Consider the following 13,471-nt stretch of genomic DNA (forward strand, 5'->3'; position numbering starts at 1 on the left):
CCGAGCAAAGACTTGCTCGGCCCTAAATCATATGATTAGTTTAACAACCCTGCTTCTTCAAAGTATCTCTCAGCACCTGGGTGCATTGGTAAACCTTCGCTACCTAACAACAAGTTATCTTCATCTTCCATATGCTCACCTTGGCTGTGGGTGATTGAAGATGCGTTCTCGTAAAGTGCTCGAGTCACTTCGTAGCCAGTGTCTTCGTCTAGGTTCGACATCGAACCGATTAGAACGGCATAAGCTGCAATGGCATTAACGTCTTCATCTTGGAACTCATACGTTCCAGCTGGAATGACAATTCGCTCATAAGCACTGTCTTGTTCAATCGCATCAAGTGCTTCGTCACTAATCGAAAGAAGGTCTACATCAATTTGACTGGCTAGTTCTTCAATATTCTCAGCCGGTAGTCCTAATAAACCGAATGTTGCATCAATATTGCCGTCTTGGAGCATATCCGCACCGTCACCGAAGCCTTCTTCTAACGCTTCGTAGTCACCTTCTTCAAGACCATAAGCCTCTAGAATTAGAAGGGAAGCAGCTTGAGAAGCAGAGTTGGGTGGGCCAATGTTAACGGTCATGCCTTCCAAGTCAGCGATCGTCTCAATGCCGCTATCGGCAGCTACTGCGATTTGATTCGTCTCAGGATAAATATACCCCATATAGCCGAAATCCTCTTGCGGACCAGGCTCTTCGAAATCACCAACACCGTCAATGGCGTCAAGTGCTGGAATGTGTACACTCATACCAAGATCTAATTCGCCTTGCTCAATTCGTGCAATGTTCTCTAACGATGCACCAGTGGTTACAGAGTTGACTGTGATGCCTTCAGCATTGTCAGAGATGACGTTTGCCATTTCTGCACCAAGCGCATAATACGTTCCGCCAGTTGAACCGGTCCCGATTTGTAGAGCTGTTCCATCTCCAGTTGCTTCCTCTGTATCGTCAGTATCATCGGTGTCATCATCTGTTTCTGAATCATCGGTTTCAGCGCCACCGTCAAGATCACCTTCATCTACTGAATCTGGATCGATGTCACTGTCGCAAGCTGCCGCAAAAGCAAGTGCAGATACGAAAACACCTGAAACCAAAATACGCTTCGATTTCTTCATGTTAAGATCCCCCTATTTATGATTGTATGTTTGTATATCCTTATCTATTTAATCAAAAAATGCGACTATTGTCAAAGTTTTAGAAATATAATAAGTCGGACTCAGACTTAGCAAATGTTTGTGAAGCTAGTCGGTTTTCCGTATAATGGTAGAACAAGTGAGCCACGATACTTATATAGCAAATGGAGTGATGGCCGGGATGCCTACAGGTAAGTATTTTCGCATTGGTTATGCAGTTGCTCTAATTCTCTTGATCATTTATTTAAGTACTCTCGTTGATTTTATTTTTACACCGTTGGTCATTCTCGTCCAAACCATTTTTGCACCGATTGCGCTGTCGGGTGTGCTGTTCTATTTATTCCGACCGGTCGTGAAGTTGCTGGCAAAAAAAATGCCGAAGGTGCTCGCCATTGCGATTATTTACTTAGCGTTTATTGGTCTGTTGACCCTCGCAGTCATTTTAGTTGGTCCAGAAATTCAACGGCAGTTCAATAGCTTAGTTGATATGCTGCCACGGTTTATTAATCAGGCCCAAAACTTTTACAATGACTTTATGCAAAGTGATTTGATGCAGAGATTTTACGAGAACAATTCGTTTAATTTGGAAGATATCATTCAAAATGTAGGGAATTACTTGACGAATGAGCTCTCTGATATTGGTAGTAATGTGGTAGGTTTTATAGGTGCCATCACCAACGCCGTCATTGTCATAGGTCTCGTTCCCTTTATTTTGTTTTATATGTTAAAAGAGGGAGAGAAAGCACCACAATTTTTGCTTCGTTTTCTTCCATCTAAACAGAGAACGGAAGGAAAGCGTGTGCTTTCTGATATGGACGGTGCGCTTGCGAATTTTATTCAAGGACAGATCATCGTAAGCTTTTGTGTTGGGGTGCTCGTGTATATCGCCTATGTCATTATTGGGGTAGAGTATTCGCTCATCTTGGCCATTATTGCGATGCTTACGAATTTAATACCGTTTATTGGTCCATGGATTGGAACGGCTCCAGGTGTTATTGTTGCTTTGTTTGACGGCTGGTTCACGGCACTGCTCGTCGTAGGTGCAGTCGTTTTGATTCAACAGTTTGAAAGTTTATTTATATCCCCACAAGTGATGGGAAGAAAGCTTGCGTTACATCCAATTACCGTTATCTTCATTCTCTTAATTGCAGCCAATTTCGCGGGATTAATTGGGATGTTACTCGCGGTTCCGACGTACGCTGTGCTTAAAGTAATTGTGAGCCATACGTATCGTTTAGTGCGTCTTCGTTACAAAGAAGCACATGATGACTAATATAAGGAGTTGAGTAATTTGAGGACAGAAGAAGAAGGCATCCCTCAATGGGACGTTGAAGAAATGAAAAAAGCAGTAAAAGATGAAGAAACCGTTATTGTTGATATTCGTGAACCTGATGAGTATGAGGAAGGGCACATTCCTGGTGTGCCGCTTTTGCCAATGTCGGAAGTACCTGAGCGTATTGAAGAAATGGACAAGGAAAAAACGCACGTATTCATCTGTCGAAGCGGTCGACGTAGCCAAAATGTCGCGAAATTTGCGAGGGAAAATGGTTTTGAACGTGTCGTCAACTTCTCTGGGGGTATGCTCACTTGGGATGGCGAGTTAAAGACAGGAGAAGAAAAGCGAATTAAGGAAACAAAAGAGTTATATCGCACATGATTGTAGAGGCGCATCGCATTTCGCACAAGTGGAATGCGATGTTTTTCTTTTTGTTCTAACACGAAAAAACTTCTAAATAATGGATGTTGAATGTTGGAAAATGTCGTATAATATATAGGCGAAACAAAGCTATAGATAGGAAGGATATTGATGGAGACGAACATTCTAGTCGTAGAAGACGACCAAGAGATTGCCTTTATTATACGCGACCACCTGCAAGCCAAAGGGCACTATGTGACGGTTGCTTCAACGGGTAAGGAAGGTTTACAAGACTTTGAACAAGGGGACTATCACTTGGCGATTATTGACCTTATGATCCCAGAGCTGAGCGGGTTTGACCTTTGTCAACGCATTCGTCTTAAAAGCGATATCCCACTCCTTATTCTTAGTGCGAAAGCAGAAGATGATGATAAAGTTCGCGGCTTACATTTAGGTGCCGACGATTACATAACAAAGCCTTTTTCATTACATGAATTATCCGCTCGCGTACAAGCGCAATTGCGTAGACACCGACAATGGCGCAAACAAAAGTCTCCAGCGTATATTCGTTTCGGAACGCGCTATAAGCTGTACCCTGAGGAAAATGAGTTAACTAAAGATGGTGCGGTTGTGTCTTTAACGCCGAAAGAATTCGAGATTCTGTATCTGTTTTTGCAATTTCCAAACAAAATGTTTACGAAAAAAGAAATTTACAAGCTCGTCTGGCACGAAGAGTGTGAGGATGAACAAACGGTGACCGTTCATATGAAAGGTCTTCGGGATAAATTGAACGAAGATAAAAAAAATCCGAAATATATTGAGACGGTTTGGGGAAGTGGCTATCGCTTCGTTGGAGACGTCCAGAATGAAAATTAGGACATGGCTCTTCTTGTCCTTTTTCGTCGTCATGGTCTTGCCTGCTGTCGTTATTTATGCGATTTATAGCATTCTTACGGCTTGGAATGAACAGCAAAGCCTCAATGAATATTTGGAACTCGTTTCACAGTATCAGGATGTGCGAGACTATTTGACAGATCCGGAATTGTACACGTTTGATTACCGTGCTCATGAGGGGATTGAAGAAGATGTTGAAGGGGTTGCTGACATCACGCTGTATCGAGAGGATGGTTATATTGTCCATCAAACGAACCCTGTGCGCGCGGGTACACAACGAGAAGCGATGCCTTCGATCTATGAAGGCTTATACGACGCAGAGATGACGTATTCACACTTTCATATGAAAGAGCCGGTGTTTGTTAATGATGAGATTGTTGGGTTTTTTGAGGTGAGTATCCCAAGAACGGAGCGTCTTGCTTACGTTCAATCTCGGTCAACGCTCGTATTTGGGGCGAGTGTCGTTGTTGTCTTATTCATGAGTGCGCTCATTTGGTTCGTGTTGAATCGTAGAATAAACAAGCCAATTCAAGCGCTTAGAGTGGATATGGATCGCTTTGCCAAACATGTGGACAGCTCCGAAAGCATTTTATACAAGAAAAGAGATGAAATTGGAGAGCTCATTCAGCATTTTGAACAAATGAAGCAAGAGACGTATGAAGCGCGTAAACGGGTGCAGCAAGAGCAAAAAGAGAAAGAAACGATGACTGCAGCACTTTCTCACGACTTAAGGACGCCACTCACATCGGTTTTAGCCTACACGGAATCACTTCAAGAGCGGGAACTAGAGCCTAAGACGAAAGAGGGGTATTTGGCTACGATTCGAAAGAAGTCCCTTCATATGCAACAGCTGATTGAAGACTTGCATACGTTTAACTTGCTCAAAAGCGATACAGTAAAGGAACGCAAAGTTACGATAGACGGTGATGAGTTTTTTGAGATGCTCACCGACGGTTACGATGAACTTTGTGCGAGCAAACAAATCACACTAAACAAACAAGTGAATATGAGCGGATCATACGACGTACATGTGAATCATATGATGCGCCTCGTCGACAATTTAGTTTCTAATGCGATTCGCCATACCCCGATAGGAGGAGAGATCCATCTGCTTTTTCAAGATGCCGGTCAACTACCGGAGTGGCTTTTCACGCAAGTTGACATCGATTTTCAACATTTTGGTGTGCTCATTGTTCAAAATGAAGGAGAAACCATCGACATGGTAGAAGCGAATCGGATTTTTGAGCCATTCTATCAGAGCGATTCGAGTCGTACGAAAGAACAAGGTCAACATTCAGGACTTGGGCTCAGTGTCGCAAGTATGATTACGAAGCAACACGGTGGCGAGATCAAGTTCATTCCTGTAGATGGGTACGGGACGATGCTCGTTTCCACATTCGAAAAAAAGGAGGAATCCCTATGAAAAAACAACTCGTGTATAGCGTGGCACTTTTGCCATCATTTTTATTGGCCAGTTGTGCAGTTACACCCCCACAAGAGATATTGTCCAACGTAACAGACAGTAGCAAAACACCGACTTCTTACTATTTAGAAACAGAAATCACATTTACGATGGATGAGTTCGAGGAAACGATTCTTCTCAAAGAGTGGCGTAATGAAGAAGCATATCGAATGGATATACATGAAAGTCTAGGTGTGAGTAAAACGGTTGAAAGTGCCGACGAGAGCATTACGTATATGGAACAAGAAGAGTTAGTTCTTATTTCCGAAAACCAAGGATCTCCTCCAGCTGAGGTCAATTACTTGAATGATGTTTACGATTTAGAGGACATTGAACAGCTCGATTTTCGTGTCGCTGGAGAAGAAACGATTCTCGGTCGGGATACATACGAATTGCAAATGGATGGAGAAGAATCGTTTAGACTATGGGTGGATCAGTCGACGTGGGTGATTCTACGTTGGGAACGTGGTGGTTTACAAACAGAAGCGCTCGTCTATGACGAAAACCCAGATTGGGATGAAGATCCGTTTGATCTGCAGTATCCAGATACGGCTGAAGTCATCTATACCGATGTAGCAGACCAGACGATATCAAAGGATGAAGTAGAAGCGATGTTTGGGCAACCTGTGCGCATCCATTCGGATCATGAAGCGATTGATTTACGAGAGATGTATCAATATTCTACAGAAGTGACACTAGAATATTTCCTTGATTTATCACCCTATATGATTTTAACGATTGCAGAAGAAGAGGATGAGTACCTTCACGAAAACGACCAAGTTAATTCATTTGAATCGTTTGTTCCAATTTCTGTTTGGGAAATTCCTGGAGGGTATGCACTATCTTGGGAGGAAGAAGGGCTATATTATAGTTTGTATCCAGAAGATCCTGCAGTAGAAGTTGAGGAACTTCAGCAGTTCGTCGAATCACTTAGTAATACAAAGTAAAGGGAACGAGCCGTCTTATGATATGCTCCCCAAAAGGTAGACAGATGAAATAAAAAATCTGTTTACCTTGAGGGGAGTATTTTTATGGCGAAAAGTAAGTTTAATGCGGAAGCAAAGTATGAAGTCATTCAAGCCATTGAAGAAGGCGATTCAACGATAAAAGAAGTCACGGAACAATATGGGGTCAGTGTAGCGACCTTTAAACGTTGGAGACGAAAGTACGAGCACTTCGGTTTGGAAGGTTTACAACCTGCAAAGGGTCAAAAAACATACACCAAAGAGATCAAAAGACAAGCGGTTCATGAAGTTCTCTCTGAGCACTATTCATTGACGGAAATCGCCATCCGTTATGCCATCTCAGATCAATCCGTTTTACGAAAATGGATCCAGCAGTATAATGGTCAAAAAGACGTGAAATCCACGGGGAAAAGAGTGAATCGTCCAATGACCAAGGGAAGAGCAACGACACACGAAGAACGGATCTTTATAGCGAAAGATTGTATCGAGAGTGATAAAGACTATCAAATGATCGCTGAACATTATAACGTTTCCTACCAACAAGTGTACCAGTGGACGAAGAAACACGAAGAAGGGGGCGAAGATGCTCTTCGTGATCGGCGTGGGAGAACAAAGACTGAAGGAGAAATCACACCTCAAGAAAAAACGGAATTACAGACGAACAAGCTAAAGAGAGAAAATGAACGGTTACGTGCGGAGAATGCGCTCTTAAAAAAGTTGAAGCAGATCGAAAGGAGGCGAAAATAAGTGAAGTTCGTTCGGGAGATATCTATTTAGCCATTCAAGAGCTTCACCAATCCGAACACTTCTCGATTTCCTTATTATGTGAAGTTGCGGGTAGGGCTCGCTCGGCTTACCATAAATGGAAGACCCGAAAACCTTCGGCCAACGAACAGTTAAACCAAACGATTCTGGATGAAATGAGTAAGCTCCATGAAGACGTCAAGGGCATTTATGGTTATCGTAGGATGACGATGAATATGCGAAGAGTTTTCGAGATGCCTTTAAATGAAAAACGGATCTACCGGTTAATGGGCCTCACTGGGATGCAATCCGTGATCCGGCGAAAGAAAAAGCGCTATGTGAAGTCAAACCCGCAACACGTCGCTGAAAATGTGCTGAATCGGGAATTTAAAGCAGACCATCCAAATGAAAAATGGGTCACTGATGTCACCGAATTAAAATATGGTTCATCTCAAAAAGCTTACCTTAGTGCGATTCGGGATTTGTACGATGGATCGATTGTTAGCTATGTCTTAAGCAGGGCCAACAACAATCGTTTAGTGTTTGAAACATTGAATCAGGCGACCGAATCCTCCCCTGCAGCCAAGCCACTTCTACATAGTGACCGTGGCTTTCAATACACTTCACATGGATTCAAACGACTGCTTCAAGAGGCAAAAATCAAACCAAGTATGTCACGCGTGGGGAGATGCATCGATAATGGACCGATGGAGTCTTTTTGGGGAACGCTAAAATGTGAGAAGTATCGATTACATAAGTTCCAAACGTTCGATGAACTCAAACAAGCAATCGATGATTATATCTATTTCTATAATTGCGAACGCCTACAGAAACGATTAAACGGCCTTACCCCTATGGAATATAGGAATAAAGCCGCTTAACCTATTTTTATTATTTCCACTGTCTACTTGACAGGGGGCAGTTCATTACGACGAGCTCGTTTTTTAATGGGTTGGTGAAGGGGCTCATGAAACGACTGGAAGGTGCTGTTTCCCCCTACAAAAAAATAGTTAAAAGACATAGGAGCAATGAGGATGCAAAAACAGAACAAGTCCATAGGATAAGGAGAACGAAGATATTGAATGATAGAGAGAAGGAGAATGGTATGAAAAAAGTGTGCATGGTTGTTGTCGAACATCCATTTCAAGATGCCCGAGTTTTTCGTAAAGAAGCAAAGAGTTTGCAAAAGAAAGGCTATCAAGTAACGATGATCGTCCCGCGGAAACAAGGGTATTTGTTTGGTGTGGATGGAACGCCTTATAAAAAGCATTACTTAAACAAAGTGTTCACGTATGAAGGAATCAAAATCGTCACTTATCATGCAGAAAGTTGCAAACATTATTTAAGTAAAGTATTAAAGGACGCTAGTGTTTGGGACCAGGCGTTTCAAAACCCCTTGACCCAACGCGCACTCAAAGAGAATGCAGACGTCTATCATGTTCATGAATATTTGTCACTGTTTGCAGGGGTAGGGATTAAGCGGAAAATGCTTGAACATAAAGGAAAAAAGGTTAAGCTCATTTACGATAGCCATGAGCTGACACCGGACCCGTTAAGTGAACGCTATCCTGAAGCGACAAAGAAGAACCTCTATGAAAAGCTACTGTTGATGTTGGATGAGGTCGACCAAATTATTACCGTATCGGATTCCATTAAGCAGTGGTATCAATCAAAGAAGCCGACTGTGCCTGTAGAAGTGATCTATAATTCTCCCCCGCTTACCGATTATACTCCTGCCAACACGAAGGTGACCGACCGATTAACGGTCTGCTTTGAAGGCAATTTAAGTAACCGAAAAGGCAATTGGGAAAAAATAAAGGCCATTTCTGAACTTTGTGCAAAAGAGATGCCCTTTCAATTTAAGATATTAGGAGGCACGCGATTTAATGAGCATCTTGAAATTCCTAGTCATCTTGTAGATGTGATTACCTTCACAGGTTGGGTTGATTATGCTCACATTCATGAGCACATGAAAGATGTTCACATCGGTTGGATTGACTCAGATGGACTCGATGCGTCACTGAATGAGCGATATGCCATGCCGAATAAATTCTTTAGCTATTTAACGAACGGGGTGCCTGTCGTTGTAAATGAAAGTGATGATCTTGCGGCTTTTCTTGAAAAGTACAGATGTGGGACCGTTATTCACAAAAAACAAGCATCTGCAGAAGATTACCGCGATGCCTTTCTTCAGCTGTATAACGATTCACAAATGCTTAATCAATTGAGTGAAAATGCGAGACGCATCATGGAAGTGTCTTTTTGTTGGGGAAGAATGGAAGACCGTTTATTGGCGGTTTATCGGTCACTTTTAAACGAGGAGGTTAAGTAGTATGCGTGTGCTACACATTCCGTATGGATATCCGATGATTGCTCTTTGCGATGCACTAAAACGAAAAGGTGTTGAAGCGGTATCTTGCCATTTTCAAGGTCACCCATTTCATTTTGAGCCGGATGTATGTTTGCAGTTGCAAAACACTCACAGGGACACACACCGTTCACGTATTGCGGACTATTTACGTGAGGCAATACAACAGTTTGATGTGTTCCATTTCCATTTTGGAGAGTCGTTTTTTCAGGACCGCAGTGATTTGGAGCTCATTCGAGCAGCTGGAAAGAAGATGGTCGTTCATCATCACGGGTCGGATATTCGCAAAGCTTCCTTAGCTCAAAGAAACAATCCTTATGTGAAAATAAAGCCAGAATGGACAGAAGAAAAAATCGAGAACAACACGAAGAAATTAGCTGAATATATCGACCACGCTTTCGTGCAAGATTACGAGTTAAAAGGCTATATTCAAAATACGTACCCCCATGTGCATGTCGTCCCTCATACATTGGACACGGATTTGCTATCGCCGAACTACCCTTCAGCCAAAAAACGTCCTCTTATTGTGCATGCTCCGACGAGTCGTGTGTTGAAAGGTACAGCGGTTGTGATGGAGACAATGGAGAAGCTCAAGCAAGCAGGCTTTGATTTTGACTTTCAACTGTTAGAAGGATCGACCCATGCAGACACAAAAAAACGTCTTGCTCAAGCAGACATTGTCATTGATCAATTGCTTATTGGTGCACCGGGTTATTTGTCGACAGAAGCGATGGCTCTTGGTAAACCGGTCATTTGTTTCATTCGATCGGATGTAAGAGACCACTACCCCGATGATTTTCCAATTGTGAACGCCAATCCTGACACGTTGGCTAAAGAGTTAGAGAAGCTTCTATTAGCTCCAGACAGCTGGAAAGAATTAGGGGTTGCGGGACGTGACTATGTAGTCCGCCATCACCATCCAGACGTTGTAGCAAATCGTTACATCCAAGTGTACGAATCACTCTAACAAAAAAGAAAGACTTGCCGATGACGGCAAGTCTCCCAACTTCAAGCGGCTAAACTCTTCGTCCGCCAATGAGGTTAAACAAAGCGACGACGAGGGCAACAACGAGAAGTATGTGGATGAGATTCCCACCAACCTCAAATCCAAACCCAAGAAGCCACAAGATGATAATGATGCCGACGAGTGTCCATAACATCGCAAATTCCTCCCTGTTTCTACTGGCTTCAATCCTTTTTCATGTATATGAGAAGCGGTTTGTCCTTTATGCGCTACCCGTGTTGGGTCCATGACTTCATATGTTGCACCATCTGCTCGGCGGCATTTCCTTCTCCATAGAGACTCGGGTGTTTCGCAGGCTTTTGCAAACGGGAGACCGCCTCGGATATTTTCGTTTGTGAGTCAGGGGTGACGAGTGTGTTCCATTTTGCTGTCACCGTCTCTTTCCATTCGGTTTCTTCTCGTAACGTCACACATGGTACTTTTAGCATAAAGGCTTCTTTTTGAAGACCACCTGAATCCGTTAATATTCCTTTAGCTGATGCAGCTGCTTGTAGGAGATCGAAATAGCTGAGAGGGTGAATGGCAATCATGTTTTTCCGTTGCTCACAAGAGCGCAGACCTAAGCTGTCGATTTTCTTTCTCGTTCGTGGATGTAGCGGAAAGAGTACAGGTGCATCAAGGGTTTCAAACGCATCCAAAATCGCCGCTAACCGCTTAGGGTCATCGGTATTTTCTGCACGGTGTACGGTTGCTAAATAATACTTGCCTGCGTTTAGCTTTTGGAGAGCGAGCACGTCGGACTTTGCCGCATCGTCCTTGTAATAAAGCACGGCGTCGTACATGATATCACCGGTCTGATAAACCCCATTTGTAATGCCTTCTTTTTTCAACAACCTCACCGCTTCATCTGTCGGGCAAAATAACAGCGTGGATAAATGGTCGGTAATGACACGATTGATTTCTTCTGGCATCTGCCGATTAAAACTGCGAAGTCCGGCTTCGACGTGGACAATTGGCACGTGATGTTTCGCGGCGGTCACCGCACCTGCCAGCGTAGAATTCGTATCTCCGTATACGAGCATCATGTCAGGTTTCTCTCGGTACATGAGTTTTTCAATTTCAATCATCATTCTTGCTGTTTGCGCACCGTGCATTCCTGAACCAATCGCAAGCTGGTACGTCGGTTTTTTTAAAGCGAGCTGTTTAAAAAATACGTCCGACATTAGCGGATCATAATGTTGACCAGTGTGAACAACGATTTCTTGAAAGTCTTCATCTTGTTCCAATAAGCGCGATAACACACCGGACTTAATAAATTGAGGCCTTGCCCCAACGACCGTCATAATTTTCACTACAATCGCCCTCCAATTTCTTTCCGTACCTCGATTCTCTGTAGAAAATATATGTCTATTTTAATGAAGCATTCCTTTAGTTTTTTCGTCCGTTGTATGGAATAAGCCTGCTCATCATATAGTCATGAGACTACGTTTTTGGAGAGGTGTATATGGAACTCAATTTAAAAGGAAAAAAAGTACTCGTAACCGGAGGCTCTCGCGGAATTGGTAAAGCGATTGCCGAAGCATTTATACACGAAGGGGCAACTGTCGGGGTGTCGGCAAGAAACGAGCGAGACTTAGTAACGGTTGCGAAGGATATCGGCGCATCTCATTATGTATGCGACCTTTCGTCGTATGACGATCGGGAACGTTTAATCGAAACATTTAATCGTGAGCAAGGGACCATTGATATTCTCGTAAATAATGCAGGGGCGAGCATCGGTAGTACGGTCATGAATACGCCCGTGCAATCTTTTGAACAAGCGCTGCAAATCAACTATATCGCACCCCTTCATCTGTCAAAGCTCACAGCGAGCGAGATGGAAACGAACGGTGGTGGAGTGATTGTGAATGTGGCCTCAATTTACGGTAGAGAATCAGGAGGAAACCCGTCATATAATGCAGCCAAAGCAGCGTTGATTAGCTTTACAAAAGCGTTTAGTACCGAAGCAATCGCAAAAAACGTACGGGTTTGTGGCGTCGCTCCAGGCGCAGTGTATCACCCAAATGAGGAATGGACAAAACGGGTCACGAACGATCCAGACTTCCTTAAAAATTATGCGAAAGCGAAAATCCCGGCAGGAAGAATCGGTACGCCCCCTGACATTGCGAGTGTCGTACTATTTGCTGCATCTGAACAAGCCACTTGGATTGTCGGAAATACGATCCCTGTTGATGGGGGCCAATCTCGTTCAAATATTTGAAAGGAAGTGAAAGTATGATAAGAGCACCACTAATCGGAAAAAATATTCTCATTGTCGGAGGAGCTGGATTTATCGGCAGTCATCTTGTTGATCGTCTACTAGATGACGCGGCACACGTTGTCATTATCGATAATCTTTTTATTGGACAACGAGCAAACATCGAACAGGCCATCAAACGAGGAGCAACGTTTGTCATCGATGACGCAGAAAACCAAGAAGCATTGGAGTACTTGATTGAAAAACACGAAATTAACATCGTATTCAACTGTGCAACGAAAGCATTAAACTACTCATTTATGAATCCTGCCAACGCGTATTTAACGAATGTTGTTGTCATTAAAAGTCTGCTAGAACTTCAACGAAAGCAGGCTTTTGAGACGCTTTGTCATTTCTCTTCTTCTGAAGCCTATGGAACTGCGCAATATGAACCGATGGATGAACAACATCCGCTTCTTCCAACGACCACCTATGCTGCTGGAAAAGCAGCTGCAGACCTTATGATCCAATCGTATGTACAGATGTTTGATTTGGATGCGTTTATCGTCCGCCCGTTTAACAATTACGGGCCGAGACAAAATGCTGACGGCCCTCTCGCTGGTGTCATCCCGTTAACCATCCGAAAAATATTGCTGAATGAAGCGCCGGAAATTCACGGTTCGGGTAAACAAACGCGAGACTTTGTGTACGTGAAAGATACAGTTCAACTCGTCCTAAACGTATACGAAAAGATTGAAGCAGGAGAGACGGTGAACATTACTACTGACCAACAATTATCGATTGAAGAAGTCATTCAATCGATAGCGGAAGTAATGAATTACTCAGGACAGATCGAAAAAAAGCCAGATCGAAAAGCAGATGTGAGGGACCACCGTGGTTCAAGAGCGAAGCTTAAAGCGATGATTGGAGATTATGAAAAGACCACCTTCCAAGATGGCATCAAGGCGTGCGCTGACTGGGTGAAGAAGCACACGTAATTTACCCATTTTTCAAGAAATATGTTCATCTCCCCTGACGAATGCACGTCCACAACCCCTTTGATTGCGTATGC

The 13,471-nt window shown here is 43.2% G+C and carries 13 protein-coding genes; 10 read left to right on the forward strand and 3 right to left on the reverse strand.

Translation table 11 applies throughout. The features are described from left to right. Positions 1-35: 35 nt before the first annotated feature. A complete protein-coding gene (locus ACE1TF_RS00745; RefSeq protein WP_042404292.1) occupies positions 36-1,112 on the reverse strand; it encodes a TAXI family TRAP transporter solute-binding subunit in 1,077 nt (358 codons plus the stop codon). Positions 1,113-1,311: 199 nt separating this feature from the next. Here ACE1TF_RS00745 and ACE1TF_RS00750 point away from each other — a divergent pair, with 199 nt between their 5' ends. The 8 genes from ACE1TF_RS00750 (at position 1,312) to ACE1TF_RS00785 (ending at position 10,166) form a co-directional block, all read left to right on the forward strand. Continuing rightward, entirely contained in the window at positions 1,312-2,403 is a 1,092-nt protein-coding gene (locus tag ACE1TF_RS00750; RefSeq protein WP_375013493.1) for an AI-2E family transporter, read from the forward strand. An 18-nt stretch (positions 2,404-2,421) separates the two neighbouring features. Further along, complete coding sequence (locus tag ACE1TF_RS00755; protein ID WP_375013495.1) at positions 2,422-2,787, forward strand: rhodanese-like domain-containing protein; 366 nt, start codon at positions 2,422-2,424, stop codon at positions 2,785-2,787. 150 nt (positions 2,788-2,937) lie between these two features. After that, the gene (locus ACE1TF_RS00760) at positions 2,938-3,642 is read left to right on the forward strand and encodes a response regulator transcription factor (RefSeq protein ID WP_042404293.1); all 705 of its coding nucleotides are present in this window, start codon (positions 2,938-2,940) and stop codon (positions 3,640-3,642) included. Continuing rightward, positions 3,632-5,083, forward strand: coding sequence for a sensor histidine kinase (locus ACE1TF_RS00765; RefSeq protein WP_375013497.1), 1,452 nt, complete (start codon positions 3,632-3,634; stop codon positions 5,081-5,083). Before ACE1TF_RS00760 ends, ACE1TF_RS00765 begins: the two co-directional genes overlap by 11 nt. After that, positions 5,080-6,069: a LolA family protein gene (locus ACE1TF_RS00770; RefSeq protein WP_375013499.1), complete on the forward strand. Its 990-nt coding sequence runs from the start codon at positions 5,080-5,082 to the stop codon at positions 6,067-6,069. The genes ACE1TF_RS00765 and ACE1TF_RS00770 overlap by 4 nt, the downstream gene beginning before the upstream one ends. Positions 6,070-6,153: 84 nt before the next feature. Next, positions 6,154-7,712, forward strand: a protein-coding gene (locus ACE1TF_RS00775; protein WP_375013501.1) for an IS3 family transposase whose coding sequence is annotated in 2 segments (ribosomal slippage) — positions 6,154-6,787 and positions 6,787-7,712 — 1,560 coding nt in all. Because the reading frame shifts where the segments join, the coding sequence is not laid out codon by codon here. Positions 7,713-7,936: 224 nt separating this feature from the next. Further along, the gene (locus ACE1TF_RS00780) at positions 7,937-9,163 is read left to right on the forward strand and encodes a glycosyltransferase (RefSeq protein WP_375013503.1); all 1,227 of its coding nucleotides are present in this window, start codon (positions 7,937-7,939) and stop codon (positions 9,161-9,163) included. Position 9,164: 1 nt separating this feature from the next. Beyond that, the gene (locus tag ACE1TF_RS00785; protein ID WP_042404300.1) at positions 9,165-10,166 is read left to right on the forward strand and encodes a glycosyltransferase family protein; all 1,002 of its coding nucleotides are present in this window, start codon (positions 9,165-9,167) and stop codon (positions 10,164-10,166) included. Between the two features lie 49 nt (positions 10,167-10,215). On the opposite strand, the gene ACE1TF_RS00790 is transcribed toward ACE1TF_RS00785, so the two are convergent. Both ACE1TF_RS00790 and wecB read right to left on the reverse strand, forming a co-directional pair. Continuing rightward, positions 10,216-10,359, reverse strand: coding sequence for a lmo0937 family membrane protein (locus ACE1TF_RS00790; RefSeq protein WP_152549170.1), 144 nt, complete (start codon positions 10,357-10,359; stop codon positions 10,216-10,218). Positions 10,360-10,432: 73 nt separating this feature from the next. Beyond that, positions 10,433-11,515, reverse strand: coding sequence for a non-hydrolyzing UDP-N-acetylglucosamine 2-epimerase (gene wecB / locus ACE1TF_RS00795; RefSeq protein WP_375013506.1), 1,083 nt, complete (start codon positions 11,513-11,515; stop codon positions 10,433-10,435). A 152-nt stretch (positions 11,516-11,667) separates the two neighbouring features. Here wecB and ACE1TF_RS00800 point away from each other — a divergent pair, with 152 nt between their 5' ends. Both ACE1TF_RS00800 and ACE1TF_RS00805 read left to right on the forward strand, forming a co-directional pair. After that, positions 11,668-12,423, forward strand: a complete 756-nt coding sequence (locus ACE1TF_RS00800) for an SDR family NAD(P)-dependent oxidoreductase (RefSeq protein ID WP_375013508.1) — start codon at positions 11,668-11,670, stop codon at positions 12,421-12,423. Positions 12,424-12,437: 14 nt separating this feature from the next. Continuing rightward, positions 12,438-13,397 carry a dTDP-glucose 4,6-dehydratase gene (locus ACE1TF_RS00805; RefSeq protein WP_375013510.1) on the forward strand — a complete coding sequence of 320 codons (960 nt, stop codon included), beginning with the start codon at positions 12,438-12,440 and terminating at the stop codon, positions 13,395-13,397. The last annotated feature ends 74 nt before the right edge of the window (positions 13,398-13,471 follow it).

This window comes from Geomicrobium sp. JSM 1781026 (assembly GCF_041949955.1).
GTDB lineage: Bacteria > Bacillota > Bacilli > Bacillales > Marinococcaceae > Geomicrobium_A.